The following is a 17,739-nucleotide window of genomic DNA, read 5'->3' on the forward strand; positions in this document are numbered from 1 at the left end:
AATTGTTAAAAGGGTGAAACAAAATGTTACCAAATTTAACAAATAGATGCATTCGGAGCGCAGAGTGTATAAATGGTTGATAATTTTGGGGTTAGATGGCCATAACACGAATAGAAAAGCCGGAAGCAGAACTTCCGGCTTTTGATATTTTAATTTGAATATCAGCCATTTAAACTAAACAGTGTATCCACAAATGCTTCCTTGTCGAACACCTGCAGGTCTTCCATCTTCTCGCCTATGCCGATGTATTTTACCGGTATTTTGAACTGGTTGGCGATGGCCAGCACTACGCCGCCTTTGGCCGTTCCGTCCAGCTTGGTGATGGCAAGGGAAGTTACTTCTGTAGCGGCTGTGAACTGTTTGGCCTGTTCCAGTGCGTTCTGGCCGGTAGAGCCGTCCAGCACCAGCAGCACTTCATGAGGTGCATCCGGGATCACTTTGTTCATCACCCGCTTGATCTTGCTGAGCTCGTCCATTAAGTGCAATTTATTGTGCAGGCGGCCGGCGGTGTCGATAATGATGACGTCCACATTACGGGCAGCGCCGCTTTGCACCGTATCAAACGCTACGGCGGCGGGATCCGAGCCCATTTGCTGTTTTACGATGGGCACATCCACCCTTTCGCTCCAGATGGTCAGCTGGTCTACCGCCGCGGCGCGGAAGGTATCCGCAGCGCCGAGGAGCACCGATTTCCCGGCTTTTTTGAAGTTATAGGCCAGTTTGCCGATGGTGGTGGTTTTACCAACGCCATTCACGCCTACGACCATGATCACGTAGGGCTTTTTACCTTCCGGCACATCAAAATCCCTGAAGCCACTGTGTGGCGCGTCCACGAGAATTGCCGCCACTTCTTCTTGCAGTATCCTGTTCAGCTCGCTGGTATTCAGGTATTTATCTTTTGATACACGTTCTTCTATCCGGCTGATAATGCGAACGGTGGTATCCACGCCTACGTCCGCTGCTACGAGCGCTTCTTCGAGATTATCGAGTACTTCTGCGTCTACGGTAGATTTGCCGGCGATGGCGCGGCCTATTTTGGAGAGGAAACTTTCTTTTGTTTTCTGCAGGCCCTGGTCCAGACTTTCCTTCTTTTCGCGGGAAAAGAGTTTATTGAAAAAACCCATAACAAAATCGATTCTGATAAATAATGTAGGCGAAAATACAGAATGTAGCGGAGAAAGGCGGTAAATGTTGCATTTGAAGTATTAGGTGCGAAAAATGGAGAAAGTATTAGTGGGAGACGGGATAATATCAGGGTAAAAAATGGGAAGACCGGGAAGGCGGGGGTAAATTTGGGAATTGTTTGTTAACCTAAATGGAAGCTGAAAGATGCCATTGGAAAGATATGAATTTAGCGCTAACGGGGATTTTACGGAATTTGAATTTTGGAGCGAGGGACCGAGGGGAAGGATCAGGAAGGTGGTGCGGTACGCAAGGCTGAACGAACGGATCGACGGGGAAACGTTACACAGCCTGAGTTTCGGGGATCCGCTGGAGCTGGGCGATCAGAATATGTATCATGCGCGGTCGAATAACGGGGACCGGGACAAGATCCTGGCAACGGTGGCTTTTACCGCGCTGGAATTTGCGCTCCGGCATCCGGAGGGCAAGATATTGATCCGCGGCAGCACTCCTGCCAGGACCCGTCTTTACCAGATGGGCATGAATGCCAATTGGGGCTACATCGGGGAGCTATTCCGGCTGGAAGGGTTCCGTTGCGGGCAGTACGAGGAATTCAGGAGGGGACGAAATTATCAGTATTTCCTGGCACAGCGGAAAAGCTAGGGCACTTTTTTGGGAAGAGCCTCCTGCCAGGTGAGGGCGAGCCACCCTTGCAGGGTTACCGGGAGGAAGTCAGAGCAACCGGATATAATTCATTTTTCTAAATCAATTTGATATGGAACAACATTTGTCTCGCACCGGCAGTGGATATCTGCCTAAAAAGACCTGCCACCGCAAACCTAAGCCCGAAACGGACGGGCCGCCGCTTACACTGGAAGAATTCCTGGAAATACAATGCCAGGCGATAGATTGGGAACAAACCAGGTTATTGCTGAAGAGGGAGTTTCCTTATAACGACCGGAAGGAATGGAAAGATTGAGGAGACGAAACCTTTACCCGGGCAGCTTTGCTGAGCAGGAGTTTTCGCTATTACAACCGGAAAGAATGGAAGCAAAACCTTTAACCACATTTAACAGGACGGCCCCACCGCGCCCTCGATGCGAATGATCGGTTTAAAGCGAAAAACAGCCAGTTGAATCACTAACCGGGCAACAGCAACCGGCATCCAGTAAAGTCGCTTTCTGCACTGATCCGGCCTTAAAGGCCCTGAGGCATCCATATTTTACCCACGCCCCTAAACACAAAAAGCCGTCCCGAACCGGACAGCTTTTTTGCAGTATGATTAGTAAAGCCGAATTACTTCTGGTTAATGAAGTCCTGTACTTTATCCTTATGCACGATCGCATCTTTAAAAGTATATGCACCGGATTTCGGAGAACGAACCGCCCTGATCACCTTAGTCCACACTTTTGCATCGGCTGCGGCTTTCGTATCTTTTACTTTCGCGTTCTTAGAAGTTTGTTTTGCCATTTTGTTAAAAGTTAAGCGTTAATTGTAAGTCAATCGTCCAGGAGCTAATCGCAAGAACCTTAAACGATTAACCGCTAACAATTAAAGTTGACCTTATTTGATTTCTTTGTGTACAGTCACCTTCCTGAGGATAGGGTTGTACTTCTTCAGCTCCAGACGCTCCGGAGTGTTCTTTTTGTTCTTGTTGGAGATGTAGCGGGATGTACCGGGCATACCAGAGTTTTTATGCTCTGTACACTCCAGAATTACCTGCACCCTGTTTCCTTTCTTTGCCATTTTGTATTCTGATTAAGTTGATCCTTAATGAATTAGATGTCTTTGTTACCTTCTGCACGCAGTTCTTTCACTACGGCATACAGGCCACGCTTGTTAATGGTTCTCAGACCATCGGCAGACACTTTCAAAGTGATCCAACGATCTTCTTCCGCCAAAAAGAAACGCTTGGTTTGCAGATTGGGCAGAAACCTTCTTTTTGTCTTAATGTTCGAGAAAGATACATGATGACCTGTAATCGGTTTTTTCCCTGTCACCTGACATACTCTAGCCATGATTCTAAAAAATTTTGGACTGCAAAAGTCGCATTATTTTATGTAAATATCAAATTATGCGAAGTGTTTTTATTCACATAATTATTTGGTGTATATTTTAGTGGACAGTTTTACCCTCACAGCAATACCCCCAAACTCTTCACAACCGCCCCCAGCCTGACGCCATCCAGGATCCGCTGCTGCTCGGTACCGTGCTTTAGTAAAGCGTCCTCATGGGAAGTCACACACATTTCACAGCCGTTCAGCGCCGAGATCACCAGGCTCACCAGCTCAAAAAACTCCTTCCCGGTCACCGGGTTGGCCATAATGCTCATCCGGATACCGGCAGGCGCAGACGTGTAAAACTCCTTCCCCACGAAATGGCGGAAACGGTAAAATACGTTGTTGGCGTTCATCAGGGAAGTGCAGCTCACCACTTCGGCCACTTCTTTATCCGTAGCGCCGGCAGCCGCAGCCAGCTGCTCAAACCCGGCCTGCAGGGCAGGCAGCTTCTCATTTACCGCCACAGCGAGGCCCAGCAGGTAAGCCTCCTTTTTGGAGAGGGTAGCCGCTTCCAGGGCATTGGCAATGTTGATCTTCAGGTCTTTCAGGTACCGCGCATCCACTGCAGCCAGTGAACCCAGCTTGGCGGGCACTTCCGCAGCCGGCATGCCTACTGCCTGTAAAATCTGTTGCGCAGTATCCTGCGTATTAGTAGCAAACATATTAGGATTTGTTTCAGATTAAAAAAATACCGGGCAGCGCACTGCCCGGTAAGCATATACCAGCCTTGATTATGCGTTGAGGGTAGCTTCGCCTTTCTGCCAGTTGCAGGGGCACAGCTCATCTGTCTGGAGCGCATCCATTACGCGGATCACTTCCTTCACGTTGCGGCCTACAGAGAGGTCATATACGGAAGTCCAGCGCACAATACCCTGGGGGTCAACCACGAAAGTAGCGCGGTATGCGATCTTTTCATTTTCTTCCAGGATGCCCAGTTCGCTGGCGAGGGATTTGGAAGTGTCTGCCAGCATGGGGAACTGCAGGCCGCGGAGGTCGTCATGATCTTTCCTCCAGGCGAGGTGTACAAACTCAGTGTCGGTAGAAGCGCCGATCAGGATCGCATCGCGGTCAGCGAAATCCTGGTAATGTTTGTTGAATTCGGCAATCTCGGTAGGACATACGAACGTAAAGTCCTTAGGCCACCAGAACATCACCATCCATTTGCCGGATGCCTTGATCTCTTCGGAAGAAACTTCGTAAAATTCTTTGCCTTTCTCGATGGAAACAACTGCCTTTTTTGAGAACTCAGGGAATTGTGCCCCTACTGATAAAACTGCATTTTTCATGATACTATCTCGGATTTATTGATTTTATGCTATGCTATTTCGTAAAGCCGCCGCAAAGTTCATCTTCCAAAAGGGTAAAATCAAATAGATTTACACACATGCAATATCGATTTCATCTATACTATTTAAATTTTTCATAGAGAGGGTTTCAAGTAAATCCTTATCCAGCAACAACTTGCGGATTTACAGGCACTTCAGGGCCAAAATTCATGGTTGTTTTTAACAGTCTGGCGTAACCTTTTGGCACGTTATTTAGTTATATATAGAGCAAGATTTAAAACGACTGGTTATGAAATTGAAGAACATACTTTTAGTGATCCTTACGGTTGGCCTTGCTTTGATTCCGTTTATCAAAAACAGCATCAACAAACAAGATGAATTTGACGCTACACAGGATTTATTCATCTAGTTTAGGCGGGTTATGGGTATAGTTATGAAGGGTTACCCCTCTTCCCAAAACGACCATAACAGCAGCGGGTTCCATTGTACCGTATTCTGAAAAATTTCCCGTTAAATGCGGGAACAGGAAGTCTTTTGCCACGCCGGGATGTTGCCGGATAAGCAGAAGAGGAACTTCCACCCCCCTACATCAATATTCAATTAAAGGCTAATAGCCTACCATAAACGCAGGGCTGACCAACAGGCAAAAAACCAACGGTCAGCCCTGCATGTTTTTTATGCCCTTCCAGGCCGCAGCAAGGAATGAAGAAATTCAGCCAATAAAAAAGCCGCCCCTGCCGGGACGGCTTCTGTTTTATCATTTTTACCATCAGGTAGTTTCATTAATAAAATCCATCATGCTCTTAACTCCCAGCATCTTCGCGGAAGTGAACCCTTCCGCATACCCTACGCCCACCATTTTGCCGAGCATTTTCGCGCGGTAGACCACGCTGTCAAAAAATTCAGGGGAAGAGATATAGGTTTGCGGCTCATGGTCCTTTTCAGCCAGGAACTGGGTCTTAAAGCACCTGATCGCCTCCAGCTTGAGGTCTATCACTTCGCTGATGTCCACCACGAAATCCGGCTTAAAATAGCGGTCCTGGATGAAATGATACACCTGCTTGGGCCTCCATGCCGCCTGTGGCTTCCCGTTCTCATCGAAGGTTTCCACTTTGCGCAACCCTGCCAGGAAAGCGCTGTCTTTGATCAGCTGCGCCGCCCTGCCATGGTCCGGGTGACGGTCGTCTATCGCATTGGCCAGCACAATATCCGGCCTGTATTTCCGGATCGCAGCCACCACTTTCAGCTGGTCTTCGCGGGAGTTTTGAAAAAAGCCGTCTGCCAGGCCAAGATTTTCCCGCACATCCACGCCCATTACCCTGCAGGCCTCCTGCGCTTCCAGGATACGCCCATCAGGCGTACCGCGCGTACCCAGCTCGCCGCGGGTAAGGTCTACAATGCCTGTTTTCAACCCCTGTTTTGCATGCACCATCAGTGTTCCGGCGCAAGACAGTTCTACGTCGTCCGGGTGTGCGGCTATCGCCAGTATGTCCAGTTTCATGTTCCTTTAAATTTTGCCGAGCAAAGGTCGGGTATATGGGGAGATGTTCCAAATCGGGAGAATGGAGGCACAGGGGTTTATGTTGTCAGTTATAGCGGTTGTACAGCTGTATTTCCTGAACGATCAGCTCAATGTCTTTATCGTCCTGGGTATTGAACTCGCTTTTGAGATTACCGCCGAAGAAGAAGGCCACGGTTTGGTACATACGCGCGCTGAAGCCGCCTTTCAGCTCTTTTACGATATCGTAGCAGTTCTCCCCGGTTTCGCGGTGGATCAGCTTCATAAGCACCTTGCCCTGGTAAACGGAGAGGTTTTCCAGCTTGTCGCCAAACTCGGCTTTGAGCAGCTTTTCCTTGGAGGCCAGGTATTCTTTGCGTTGCTTTTTGGTGGTGAAGGTCCGGAGGTCGCGGTTCACATCTTTGAGAATGCGGCCGGCGGACACGGCGTAGGGATAAGTAACATATACGGCGTTGCGCAGTCTCGTCCAGCGCTCGCGCTGTTTGCGGAGGCGTTTGGGCAGCTTATCTACTACGTCGAAGATGGAAAGGGTAATGGAAGGGATCGTATCGTTGCCATACAGCACAGCTCCTACGGCCACGGTATCCGTAGCGGTGCGCTGCTGGGCAGCAGCCCCGCCTGCAAGGCACAGGATGCATATGAAAATGACAAGCGAACTGCGAAACACGGTCAAGACGATTAATGATAAACCCTGATCCTTCCCAAGATACGAATTACTTCCGATTCCCGTTTACTTCCTGCCACCATGCATTGATAGCGGCTTCCACGCCGGGCACATCGCCGGAAGTAATGCTGGAGCCGATCACATGGGTGCCTGCTTTGGGAATGGCCACGGCGCGCTTCAGGCTGTCCGGCGTACCAAGCTCCCTGTGCATTTCCAGGATGGCGGATACTTTCACGGTCTGGTCCTGCTCGGTTTCATTTTTATAATAATACAGGTTCAGCACCGGCTGATGAATGCGCGCGAACGTTTCGGGCTTCATGGTATGCTCTACCAGGTTCTCCAGTTCCACAACGGCTTCCAGCCTGTATTTGGTATACCAGTATTTGGCTTTCTCCGGGTTCTCCGGCTTGTATTCATTATACTTCCCCCCTTTCACCAAACGCGCCACCATCAAGCCCCAGGGCTCATCCAGCATGCCGATCATCTTTTCGTTGATGGCGATGTTAGGACTCATGTTGATCACGGCCGCCACATCATCCGGGTATTGTGCGGCCAGCAGCAATGCCAGGGTGCCGCCGGTGGAAGTACCCATCACTATTACTTTGTTTCCCAACTGTTTACCGATGGCAAGGGCTTCCTTGGCATCTTCCCAGAGGCCCTGGGCCGTCATTTTTTCGAGCGCTTCGGCGGTATCTATTCCATGTTGATCCAAACGGGAGAGATAGAGATTATAGCCATTCAGCGCGGCAAAATCGCGGTGAACAGGATCGCCCTCCTTTTCGCTGGCCGAAAAACCATGCAGGTAAACCACGCTGTAAGGCGTTTTCTGCCCTTCGGCGCCCGCCCATACAATACGGGCCTCATTTCCCGGGCGGAGGCGTTGCCGGGCCTCTTTCTGGCCGATATAGCTCTCCAGCCGCACCGTTTGATCCGGCACACCGGGCAATGCTCCGCCCAGCACCGGCGGTGCGGGCTTTGGGCCAAGGAAATATACAATGGCCAGCAGGGCTATGATGATCAAAGTAGTTTTTATGATCCGGCGCATAGGGTAGGGTTTTGATGCAATATAACAAAAAGGGCGGCCTTCCGCAGCCGCCCTTTTATTATCATGTTGTAAAACAATTATTTGTTAGCACCTTTCAGCCGCTGGCGTATGCTCATCACGAAGCCGATGATCATCACGATAATGCCGATCCACAGCACGTTGATGTACGGGAAAACCAGCGCTTTCAGCACGATGAAATCCATCGGCTCGCGGGTTTCTTTTATTTCCAGCTCTACCTTGTTGTCGTTAGGCAGGATCTTCGTAAAACGCACAGCCAGGCTGAGCGGCGCGATCGTATCGGGCACATTGCCCTGGAAACTGCTGTCGCGGATGAAATAAACAGGCCGCATATTAAAATCGCCGTTCTCGCGGGTATGCACGTAGATGTCCGCACCTACGGCGATATCCCCGGGCTCAGGTTTGTAGTTCTTTTGCTGGGGGCCGGTTTTGAGGCCGGAGAGCACCATGAAGCCTTTAGAGAAGAAGATGGTATCTCCCTGCGCAATGGTATGCTTCTCATACGGCAGCGTATCCGTTACCGCGCCTTTGATAGGCGCAAGCGTTACGTAAGTGAAGATATCGCGGGTAAGGTAGTGCTTGGAATCCGGGTTGGGCGACAACTGCCCCTCCTGCCCTTTCACGTTGAGATACGCATCCGGGTACAGCGTGAAACGCTCGGTAGGCTCGGCTTCCAGGCTTGGCTTCTTTTCATAGTCCACGATGAAGAAGGTCTTGTCCTTATCCGCCGTTCCCACGGAATCGCCCCTGTAGGTCACGAAATAAGGCCCCATCTGCACGGGCAGGCCTTTGGGCAGCAGGGTGTTCTCCTGGCTTTTCTGGCCGCTTTCTTTCGTGAAATACCCTGCCAGCATGTTCATTTTGTCCACGCTCAGCACTTCTTTTTTAGAAGAAGAGATCAGGATGCCGAGCAGCACCAGCCCGAAACCGATATGCGCCACGGAAGCGCCGGCCGCTTTGGCTTTGCCTTTCAGCACGGTGATGATATACCCAAAATTAGCCACCACCGCGTAAACGCTGGCGAACAGCATCAGGTAAATAGCCACCAGGAAGCCGGGACCGAATTCGTTATAGTTGATGCGCCCGATCCAGCCGATCAGCACGGTGAGCGCAACTGAAATAGCGGTGGGCCAGAAAAGTTTTTTCCATACAGTGCCCTTCGGCGTGTCTTTATACTTGAAATACTGCACGATAGCAGTAAGTCCGCCAACGATAGCCGCCAGCCAGATCTGTATCTGGTTGTAGTGGAACACGGGGTCGGTGGGCGGCGCAAAATCCTGGAGATTAAGCAGCTTCTTCAGGCCGAAAAGGTCCAGCAACTTGTTCCACACGGGAATGGAAGTGGTGAAGGTGATCTGTATGGCAGACACCATCAGGATGAGCGCGCCTACGAACAGCCAGAATTCACGGCTGTAGGTGCTTTCCTCTTTCTGGATCTTCGGTATCTCTTTATTCCGCACGATCAGCATCACGAATGCGGGAATGGTGAAGATGCCCATGAATATGAGCAACTGGCCGCTCATGCCCAGGTCCGTAAACGAGTGCACGGACGTTTGCCCCAGTATCCCGCTCCTGGTGAGGAAAGTGGAATACAGGATGAATACGAAGGATATAATCAAAAAGAAGAAACTAGAACGGAGTGCATGACCGGAACTGCGGTATGCCAGCATCGTGTGGAAACCGGCCACCAGCGTAAGCCAAGGCACAAGGGAGGCGTTCTCCACCGGGTCCCAGGCCCAGTAACCGCCGAAAGTGAGCGATTCATAAGCCCATGCGGCGCCCATCATGATGCCGGTACCCAACACCACGGTGGCAAACAGCGCCCAGGGCAGGGCGGGCTTCACCCAGCTGGTGTAATCGCGCGTCCATAGGGCGCCCAGAGCGTAGGCAAAGGGAACGATCACGGAAGCAAAGCCCAGGAACAATACCGGCGGATGGATCACCATCCAGTAGTTCTTCAGCAGTACGTTCAGGCCGTTGCCATCAACGAACTGCTTGAACTGCATATAATTGGCGTTCAGGAAGATCGGGGATTCCGGCGCATCCTGGCGCATGAGAATAAACGGGTTGCTGCCTACCTTGTATTCGAACCAGGGCAGGTCCAGGTAAATGCCGAGCAGCATGGATCCCAGGCCGATCTGCGCAAAAGCCAGCACGGCCATCACAGGGCCTTCCCATTTTTTGGAGCTCCTGATCAGGATAAGGCCCAATACGCTGTGCCATACGCTCCAGAGCAGGAAACTGCCCTCCTGCCCCTCCCAGAAGCAGCTGAGCAGGTATTGCACTTCCAGGTCGCGGCTGGAGTGCTGCCAGGCGTATTTGTATTCGAAATAGTGATTGGAAATGATGTAGTAGAGGATACCGAAAACGGCGAAAACGGAGAAGGCCTGGATAATGAAGGCCCAGCGGCCCATCTTCAACCAGGAAGCCTTTTTCAGTTCATCTTTTTGCTGAACGCCGCAGAAATACGCAACGGTAGCCACAATTGACGCCACAAATGCGAGAATGGTAAAGAAATGCCCCAATTGTCCGGGAAGTAAATGCTCCCCTGCATATTTGATTTGTTCCAATTGTATGATCCGTAAAACGTTATTAAATCCCGCCGCAGCCGGGTATAGCAGGCAAAGGCAGACGATATACAGTTACAGTTTAAATGTCTTTGGAGGCGCTGTAGGCCGTTTGCTCATCTTTATATTTGGAAGGGCATTTCATGAGTATTTTACTGCAGTGGAATTCATTCCCGACCATCTTGCCTGTGAGCACCAGTTCTGTGGATTTTTCGAAGTCCGTGGGCCTGGTTCCGTTAAATACCACTTTCACCACGTCCCCGCTTTTGTCTTTCATATGGAAGCTGAAAAAATCGGCGTTCGTCACCGGGTCGTACACCATGCCTTTCGCCTTATCCAGCGCGCCGATCACGTGGATCTCCCTGCCTTCCTTCTTGCGTGCGGTGGCAAAGGTTTCGTAGGTGCTGAAATCCCCCACCATCATTACCATACCGGCAACGCACACCGCTATAACAATCAGTAGAATAATACTTGTTTTCTTCATCCTTACCAGATTAATCGTGAGCAAAGGTAGCCAAAAAAACCATGGCAAAGGGCTGATATTCGTCAGGTTTACCCGCTGGGGGAACCAATTTTTACCGTTACCTTTGCGCCGAAATAAGCAAAGTACTGATTTATCATGGCTGATCTATCGCAATTTGACCCCAATTCGCCCGGATTGCTGTCCAATAACATATTCGGACTGCCGTTCAGCGAAGAGGATGCGCGGCTGGTATTGCTGCCTGTGCCCTGGGAAGTAACGGTATCTTACAACAACGGTACCGCCCGCGGCCCCGAGCAGATTTTCAAAGCCTCCCTGCAGGTGGATATTTATGATGCAGACGTGCAAGACGGCTGGAAACAGGGCTTTTTCATGCGGGAAAGCAACCGGCAATTGCTGCTCAAAAGCGATTACCTCCGCAAAGAAGCCGAACTTTACCTTAAGTTCCTTTCCGAAGGCGGGGATATTTCCGAAAACGAGTTCCTCCGCCGTTCCGTGGAAGACGTGAACCGGGGCTCGGAAAAAATGAATGAATGGGTGTACGCCCAAACGAAGGAACTGCTGCAGAAAGGCAAGCTGGTAGGCCTTGTAGGCGGCGACCATAGCACGCCGCTGGGTTATTTCCGCTCTATCGGCGAGCATAAAGGCGATTACGGCATTTTGCAGATCGATGCCCATGCAGACCTGCGCAACAGCTACGAAGGTTTTAAATATTCCCACGCATCCATCATGTACAACGCGCTGGCGGAAGTGCCGCAGATCAAAAAGCTCGTACAGGTGGGCGTTCGCGATTATTGCGACGAGGAAGTGAATTATATCAGGAACAGCGAAGGCCGCGTGGTCACGTTCTTCGACCAGGAGATCAAGGAGCGGCAATACGAAGGCGAAGCCTGGAAGAGCATTTGCGACAGCGTCATCGATCATTTGCCGCATCAGGTGTACATCAGTTTTGATATAGACGGGCTGGACCCGAAGCTCTGCCCCCACACCGGCACCCCGGTTGCTGGCGGGCTCGAAGGGCCGCAGGTGTTCTATCTTTTCAAAAGGCTGCTGGAAAGCGGCCGCAGGCTGATCGGTTTCGACCTGAATGAAGTGAGCGCCGGGCACGATGAGTGGGACGCCAACGTGGGCGCCCGCATGTTGTTCAAATTGTGTAACCTGATGGTGAAATAAACATGTACAGATTCCGCATATTACATCCCAACGCCATGACCCGCCTGCGTTTGCAGCCGGTAATGCATGGCATGATAGGCGTCCTTTTCCTGTTCAACGTGATCGGCGTTTACAAAATGGAGAACCCGAACTGGGTGATGGCTGCGCTGTTCATCGTAATGGGCTCGGCCAGCCTGCTGTTTCCCTTCATGCTGCGCCGCGTGCGCAAGATCACCGAAACGAACTCGGTGCTGCGCATGTTGCAGGCCTTTACCCTGCTCAGCGGATGCCTGTTCTTCTTATCGCATATGCAGCCGCTGATCGGGTTTACCTTGCTGCTGGCGGGCCTTGGCGTGGCCTATATCGGCTATGCCGAATACCGGATATTACAGCCTGCTTACGTAACGACAGACACCACCGGCATATCGCTCCCCACCGTTTTCAGCCAGCGCCGCCACGGATGGAACGAGATGAAAAACGTAATTTTGCGGAACGACCTGCTCACGCTGGACTTTAAGAACAATAAAATATTACAGCTAGAAGTGCTGGATGAATTCGGCCCCGTGGAAGCAGCCGAGATGAATGCTTTCTTTCAATCAAGGATCAACTCATGAACGTATCGCCTTACATATTATATTCAGACGGGAAGGGGAATATTTTTGAAGATACTTCCCTTTACGTAGCCGGCCGCAGCGGCTGGGACGCGCTGCCCATCCCGGACGACGAGTGGATAGAGCTGCCCGAGGGCGGCAACCTCTACGAGCTGCCGGGCCGCCGTGGTATCGGCATAGACGTGGAGACCGGCGAAATGCGCCTCTGCGAGAAAGGATGGGCCGTTGCGGCTTTCATTCCTCCCGCACATACCGGGTTTTACCTCGCCGCTTACGAAACTGCGCCCGATGCGCCCACGCTCCCGCTCTTCTGTTATACCGCCGCAGGCTGGCACAACGATAAATTCTATGTGCCCGCCATCCGCATCGAGCAGGACATCCGGCAGGAATGCGCCGGCTTCAGCGACAGCAAAGTGAAAACCGGCGTGAGCCACATGCTGGAAGCTTACCCGCACAACCGGCTGGTACAGCACCTGGCCAATAATTGCGCGCTCACCTATCATTGCCCCGCCGCAAGGAATTATTTCATGGGCCGCTGGGAATGCCCCATCCCTTCATCACCCGCCTGCAACGCCAACTGCATTGGCTGCATTTCTTTCCAGCCGGAAGAAGAGACCATCGTGAGCACGCAGGACCGGCTTACCTTCAAACCCACCGCGGCCGAGATCGTTGAATTCACCGTGCCGCACCTGGAAACCGCGCCCTACCCCATTGTGAGCTTCGGGCAGGGCTGCGAAGGCGAACCGTTGCTGATGTGGGAAACCATCCGCGAATCCATCATTGAAATACGCAAGCATACCCCGAAAGGGAGCATCAATATCAATACCAACGGCAGCAAGCCCAACGCCGTGCGCGAGCTCTGCAAAGCAGGGCTGAACAGCATCCGCGTGAGCCTGAACTCCGTGCGGGAACACATTTACACGCCGTATTACCGGCCCAACAACTACACGTTTGCAGACATCATTGAAAGCATCAAAGTAGTGCGGGAACATGGCGGCTGGGCTTCCATCAATTATTTCGTGTTCCCCGGCATGACAGACAGCGTGGAGGAATACGAAGCCCTGCGCACTATCATCCAGGAAACAGGACTGAACATGATCCAGTGGCGGAATTTCAACATTGATCCCGACTGGTATCTTGGCAAAGTGGGCGTAACGGAAACCGGCGATTGTTTAGGAATGAAACAAATGATGGAACTGCTGCGCGATGAATTCCCCGACTTGAAATTCGGCTATTTCAACCCGCCGATGGAGAGGATCAAAGGGAATTATGAAGCGGATTTTGCGCACGCGTAAAACTCTTTTCAAAATATAACGGCGCTGCGGCGGGAACTAGGCTTCCACCGCAGCGTTTTTCATTGCAGCCTCATTCACTTCCGGCGCCGGCGTGGCATTCCCCCGCTTCAGCATGACCCTGAAACCTATACTGGCCAGCACACAAATGCCACCCACGATATACCACCAGTTGGCAAACCCGATGCGCTCCACCGCAAAGGCCCCCAAAGTGGGCGCCGCTATGGTGGCCACGCAGTAAGCAATGGTGTACAGCGCCGCATATTGCCCGCGGTTGTGCTCTTTGCTGCGGTGTATCCAGAAATTGTTCATAAAAGGCATGCTCAGCATTTCCCCCGACGTAAACAGCAGGATGTACACGAATGCCACGGCGAACACCGGCGGCAGAAAATTGAAACTCACATAAGCAAGTCCCAGCAAAATGGATCCCATGCTCATGTACAGCATATCGGGCCGCCTGTTTTCCAGTTTGTACACAAGTATCATCTCTATCAGCGCGATCAGGATGCCGTTTACGGACATCACAATGCCGATGAGGGCTTCAGACATATGTATCTTTTCCTTGAAATACACCGGCACGATATTGAACAGCTGGAACAGGCAGAGGGCAAACATCGTAACAAGCACGATGAAAAAGAGGAACACTTTATCAGTATACGCAGAAACGCCATCCCGTACCGGGTTTGCAGCTACCGCGCCTTTATCTGCTGCGCTGCGCACAGGTTTCAGGAATACGCGCAGCAGGACCGCTGCCGCGATGCAGGTGAGACCGTCCACCCAGAACAGGAGAGCGTAGCTGAAAGTGGCTAACAGTCCGCCGATGGCCGGACCTATCGAAAACCCCAGGTTAGAGGCCAGCCTGAGCAGGGAATACGACCGTATACGGGTGCTGGCATCGCTGTAGTGTGCTATGGCTGCGCTGTTTGCCGGGCGGAAGGATTCTGCAAATATACCGGTGATAAAAATAGCGATGATCACCTGCGTAAAAGTGCTCATTTGTCCTAATACTATGAACATCAGCCCGTTCAGCACCAGGCTCCAGAACTGCACCGGTGCAAAACCGATGGTATCAGCCAGTTTGCCGCCCACCCATGCGCCGGCGATGGCGCCGAGACCGAAAAAGGTAACGACCAGGCCGGCCTGCTCCAATGAAAACCCGAGCCTGGACGTTAAATAGATGGTCAGGAAAGGAATGACCATGGCGCCGCTGCGATTGATCAGCAAGACCGTGGCCAGCAGCCATATTCGCCGCGGAATGCCGCCATAAGCATTTTTGTACAGTGAGATCGTTTGGTGGTACATGCGCCCGCAAACTACATTGAGCCCGTACAATTTCCAAGGTGGAAATGATGAACCGCATTAGCGGAGGATGAACCTTTCGCGCAACGGGCGCATCCGGCAGGGAATTTGCAACAAACAGACGGCCTACCGCCGTAACAAAAAAATATTAACTTTGGAACAAGATGGCTGATCAAAAACAAGAAAAGAACGTAAAAGCGGCCGGCGTGACCATCGCCGTGCATGCGTTACTGTTAGTGGGGCTGTTCCTCATCAGTTTTTCCGCGCCCCCGCCCCTGCCAGACCAGGACCTGGGCATGGAAGTGAACCTTGGTACTTCGGACGACGGTATGGGAGACGAGCAGCCGCTCAACCCCAATCCTCCTGCCGCCGCGCAGCCTGAGCCATCCACGCCTCCGCCGGCGCCCGCCGAAGCGGAAGAGCAGGGCAATACGCAGGAACTGGCCACGCAGAACGAGGAAGAGGCACCAGAAGTAAAACAGCCGCCCAAGCCCGCTCCCAAGCCGAAAGAGATTGCCAAGACCATAGAGACCAAAACGGAAAAGGAAACACGCAAGCCTAAAGCCGTGCAGCCGCCTGCCCCCACTCCGCCCGCGCCGCAAAAACCGAAGGCCGTATTTACCGGCGGTACTTCCAACAGTGCCAACAGCGGTAACGGCGCCAACGGCAGCAACAATTCCACCGGCGAAGGCAATACCGGCAGGCCCGGCGACCGTGGCGTGATCGGCGGCGATCCCAATGCGACCGGCTACACCGGCACACCCGGCGCAGGCAGGGGCGCATCAGACTTCAGGCTGAGCGGCCGCAACCTGGTGAACCGCCCGTCTGTTGAATGGGATGGCAACGAGACAGGATATGTTTCCGTAAACATCAAAGTGGACCGCAACGGTAATGTGACCAGCGCCACGCATTCGCTGCGGGGCTCTACCATCAACAACCCTGCGGCAGTGCGCATAGCCCGCGACGCGGCCATGCGGATAAAATACAACGCCAGCGACAAAGCGCCAGAAGAACAGTTCGGTACCATCCGTTTCTATTTCAAGGCGCAATAAAAGCATACGGTAGAATAATCCGCTTATTTTCCCGTTATAAGAACTATCTGCGAACTAATCTGCCGACTTTCTATGCAGCATACAAGACTATTAAGCACCATGCTGTTCCTGTGCGCTGCCATTGCATCGCATGGGCAGAGCTTCCCGGGGTATCACACCAGCCAGTATGCAGGCATACATGCCGTGCCTTTCAACCCCGCGCTCGCCGCAGGCACCCGCTACCGCTGGGATGTGAACATCGTGGCCGCGGATGTGAAAGCCGGTAATACCTATATCCGCTTCAACAAGTCTTCCCTTCTTTCATCAGATGGCAAGAACAATAAACTGGTCAGGAATGTCGACTATTTCCCGGACAGCCTGGCCACGCGCAAACAATACGCCTGGGGCAGCGCAGACCTGATGCTGCCGTCTGTACTGTATTCTATAGACGAACGTCAGTCCATCGCCTTCACCTGGCGGGTGCGCGGTTCCGTTTACGGCGGCGACGTTAAAACAACCACTGCCAACTTCTTCGCGCTCGACTATCCCAATCCCCGGTTTATGCAAAAGACCTTCGCGGATGAATACGGCGGCACTTTCGGGCATGCCTGGAACGAATTTGCATTCAGCTACGCGCGGGTGATCAAAGACAATGGGGATCACCGCTGGAAAGCGGGCCTCACGCTCAAATATCTCGGCGGGCAGGCGGCGGCTTACGCCGTGGGAAGGGATGCTTCATTTATTTTTGACAACCCGAACCAGGTAGACATCAACAGCGGCCGTTTTTATTACGCTTATAACGAAGAAATGGACGAAGTGAGCGGCAATAACTGGAACACCATTTACAACCCTTTCCAGAACCCCGGCATCGGCGCGGATATTGGCGTGGTATATGAATGGCGGCCGGACAACGACGGGTTCAATTCCTTCCAGGAAGGCGGTGACTGGAACCAGGACGCCGATACCTGGAAAGCCCGTTTAGGCGTGTCCATTGTAGATATTGGAGGGATCAGCTATTCAAAATCAGCCACCAGCGCCAACCTGGATATGCGTGCACAGGATTTCCCGGCAAGCGAATTAAGAAAGAAAAAAGGAGAAAGCATGCGGTCGTGGACCAACCGCCTCGCCAGCACCTTTGCCCCACTTGAGCGGGAAGATAAATTCTACATGAACCTGCCTACCAGCCTGAACCTGATGGGCGATTACAATATCGACGGACGTTTTTTTGTAAGCGCCAGCGCCACCGTTGCGCTTACCGGCGGCCGGAAAGATGACAACAAAACTTCCGCCCTCACGCAACTGCAGGTAACGCCGCGCTGGGAAAGCACGCATCTCGGCGCTTACCTGCCCATCCAGGTGAACCGCTACGGGCAGACCGATGCAGGCGTAGTGCTTCGCGCGGGGCCGCTTGTAATAGGCTCCGCCACATTGTTCACCACACTGTTCCGAGAAACGATCAATCATGCGGATGTATTCGTAGCTTTGCGGGTAATTCCCATCCGTTTCAACAGATGGAGCTGGGATAAAGGCAACGGCGGTATCTTCCGGAAGAAGCGTAACCAGCTGGGATGCCCTGACATATAGCGAGGCAA

19 protein-coding genes are annotated in these 17,739 nt (G+C 52.2%); 7 read left to right on the plus strand and 12 right to left on the minus strand.

What is annotated here, in order from left to right; all coding sequences use genetic code 11:
- Nucleotides 1-161: 161 nt before the first annotated feature.
- On the minus strand, nt 162-1,124 hold the full coding sequence (gene ftsY, locus R3I13_RS22450; protein WP_346320221.1) for a signal recognition particle-docking protein FtsY: 963 nt from the start codon (nt 1,122-1,124) through the stop codon (nt 162-164).
- A gap of 205 nt (nt 1,125-1,329) precedes the next feature.
- Here ftsY and R3I13_RS22455 point away from each other — a divergent pair, with 205 nt between their 5' ends.
- Together R3I13_RS22455 and R3I13_RS22460 are read left to right on the plus strand one after the other, a co-directional pair.
- Entirely contained in the window at nt 1,330-1,785 is a 456-nt protein-coding gene (locus tag R3I13_RS22455; protein WP_346320222.1) for a hypothetical protein, read from the plus strand.
- Between the two features lie 112 nt (nt 1,786-1,897).
- On the plus strand, nt 1,898-2,101 hold the full coding sequence (locus tag R3I13_RS22460) for a hypothetical protein (RefSeq protein WP_346320223.1): 204 nt from the start codon (nt 1,898-1,900) through the stop codon (nt 2,099-2,101).
- A gap of 317 nt (nt 2,102-2,418) precedes the next feature.
- On the opposite strand, the gene R3I13_RS22465 is transcribed toward R3I13_RS22460, so the two are convergent.
- The 10 genes from R3I13_RS22465 to R3I13_RS22510 all read right to left on the minus strand — a co-directional run bounded on the left by R3I13_RS22465 (nt 2,419) and on the right by R3I13_RS22510 (nt 10,765).
- Complete coding sequence (locus tag R3I13_RS22465; protein ID WP_346320224.1) at nt 2,419-2,592, minus strand: DUF4295 family protein; 174 nt, start codon at nt 2,590-2,592, stop codon at nt 2,419-2,421.
- 93 nt (nt 2,593-2,685) lie between these two features.
- The gene (gene rpmG, locus R3I13_RS22470; protein WP_120514459.1) at nt 2,686-2,868 is read right to left on the minus strand and encodes a 50S ribosomal protein L33; all 183 of its coding nucleotides are present in this window, start codon (nt 2,866-2,868) and stop codon (nt 2,686-2,688) included.
- A 32-nt stretch (nt 2,869-2,900) separates the two neighbouring features.
- Complete coding sequence (gene rpmB / locus R3I13_RS22475) at nt 2,901-3,140, minus strand: 50S ribosomal protein L28 (protein ID WP_119079658.1); 240 nt, start codon at nt 3,138-3,140, stop codon at nt 2,901-2,903.
- Between the two features lie 116 nt (nt 3,141-3,256).
- Nucleotides 3,257-3,844 carry a carboxymuconolactone decarboxylase family protein gene (locus R3I13_RS22480; protein WP_346320225.1) on the minus strand — a complete coding sequence of 196 codons (588 nt, stop codon included), beginning with the start codon at nt 3,842-3,844 and terminating at the stop codon, nt 3,257-3,259.
- Between the two features lie 69 nt (nt 3,845-3,913).
- On the minus strand, nt 3,914-4,468 hold the full coding sequence (locus tag R3I13_RS22485; RefSeq protein WP_346320226.1) for a peroxiredoxin: 555 nt from the start codon (nt 4,466-4,468) through the stop codon (nt 3,914-3,916).
- Between the two features lie 769 nt (nt 4,469-5,237).
- Nucleotides 5,238-5,969: a bacillithiol biosynthesis deacetylase BshB1 gene (gene bshB1, locus R3I13_RS22490; protein ID WP_346320227.1), complete on the minus strand. Its 732-nt coding sequence runs from the start codon at nt 5,967-5,969 to the stop codon at nt 5,238-5,240.
- 85 nt (nt 5,970-6,054) lie between these two features.
- Nucleotides 6,055-6,654: a DUF4294 domain-containing protein gene (locus R3I13_RS22495; protein ID WP_346320228.1), complete on the minus strand. Its 600-nt coding sequence runs from the start codon at nt 6,652-6,654 to the stop codon at nt 6,055-6,057.
- A 46-nt stretch (nt 6,655-6,700) separates the two neighbouring features.
- Complete coding sequence (locus R3I13_RS22500) at nt 6,701-7,696, minus strand: alpha/beta hydrolase (RefSeq protein ID WP_346320229.1); 996 nt, start codon at nt 7,694-7,696, stop codon at nt 6,701-6,703.
- A gap of 77 nt (nt 7,697-7,773) precedes the next feature.
- Nucleotides 7,774-10,284: a cytochrome c biogenesis protein CcsA gene (ccsA, locus tag R3I13_RS22505; protein WP_346320230.1), complete on the minus strand. Its 2,511-nt coding sequence runs from the start codon at nt 10,282-10,284 to the stop codon at nt 7,774-7,776.
- Nucleotides 10,285-10,363: 79 nt separating this feature from the next.
- Entirely contained in the window at nt 10,364-10,765 is a 402-nt protein-coding gene (locus tag R3I13_RS22510; RefSeq protein ID WP_346320231.1) for a cytochrome c maturation protein CcmE, read from the minus strand.
- Between the two features lie 135 nt (nt 10,766-10,900).
- Between R3I13_RS22510 and R3I13_RS22515 the strand changes: the two genes are divergently transcribed.
- Genes R3I13_RS22515 through R3I13_RS22525 form a run of 3 tightly spaced genes read left to right on the plus strand, consistent with a single transcriptional unit; the run spans nt 10,901 to nt 13,820 of the window.
- Nucleotides 10,901-11,935 (plus strand): agmatinase family protein, encoded by a 1,035-nt coding sequence (locus R3I13_RS22515; RefSeq protein WP_346320232.1) that lies wholly within the window; start codon nt 10,901-10,903, stop codon nt 11,933-11,935.
- Nucleotides 11,936-11,937: 2 nt separating this feature from the next.
- Nucleotides 11,938-12,528: a hypothetical protein gene (locus tag R3I13_RS22520; RefSeq protein ID WP_346320233.1), complete on the plus strand. Its 591-nt coding sequence runs from the start codon at nt 11,938-11,940 to the stop codon at nt 12,526-12,528.
- Complete coding sequence (locus R3I13_RS22525; RefSeq protein ID WP_346320234.1) at nt 12,525-13,820, plus strand: radical SAM protein; 1,296 nt, start codon at nt 12,525-12,527, stop codon at nt 13,818-13,820. Before R3I13_RS22520 ends, R3I13_RS22525 begins: the two co-directional genes overlap by 4 nt.
- 36 nt (nt 13,821-13,856) lie before the next feature.
- On the opposite strand, the gene R3I13_RS22530 is transcribed toward R3I13_RS22525, so the two are convergent.
- A complete protein-coding gene (locus tag R3I13_RS22530; RefSeq protein ID WP_346320235.1) occupies nt 13,857-15,119 on the minus strand; it encodes an MFS transporter in 1,263 nt (420 codons plus the stop codon).
- Nucleotides 15,120-15,280: 161 nt separating this feature from the next.
- On the opposite strand from R3I13_RS22530, the gene R3I13_RS22535 reads away from it, so the two are divergent.
- Both R3I13_RS22535 and R3I13_RS22540 read left to right on the plus strand, forming a co-directional pair.
- The gene (locus R3I13_RS22535; RefSeq protein WP_346320236.1) at nt 15,281-16,168 is read left to right on the plus strand and encodes a hypothetical protein; all 888 of its coding nucleotides are present in this window, start codon (nt 15,281-15,283) and stop codon (nt 16,166-16,168) included.
- A gap of 72 nt (nt 16,169-16,240) precedes the next feature.
- Nucleotides 16,241-17,731, plus strand: a complete 1,491-nt coding sequence (locus R3I13_RS22540; RefSeq protein ID WP_346320237.1) for a DUF5723 family protein — start codon at nt 16,241-16,243, stop codon at nt 17,729-17,731.
- Nucleotides 17,732-17,739: the final 8 nt, after the last annotated feature.

This window comes from Chitinophaga sp. YIM B06452 (assembly GCF_039655965.1).
GTDB lineage: Bacteria > Bacteroidota > Bacteroidia > Chitinophagales > Chitinophagaceae > Chitinophaga.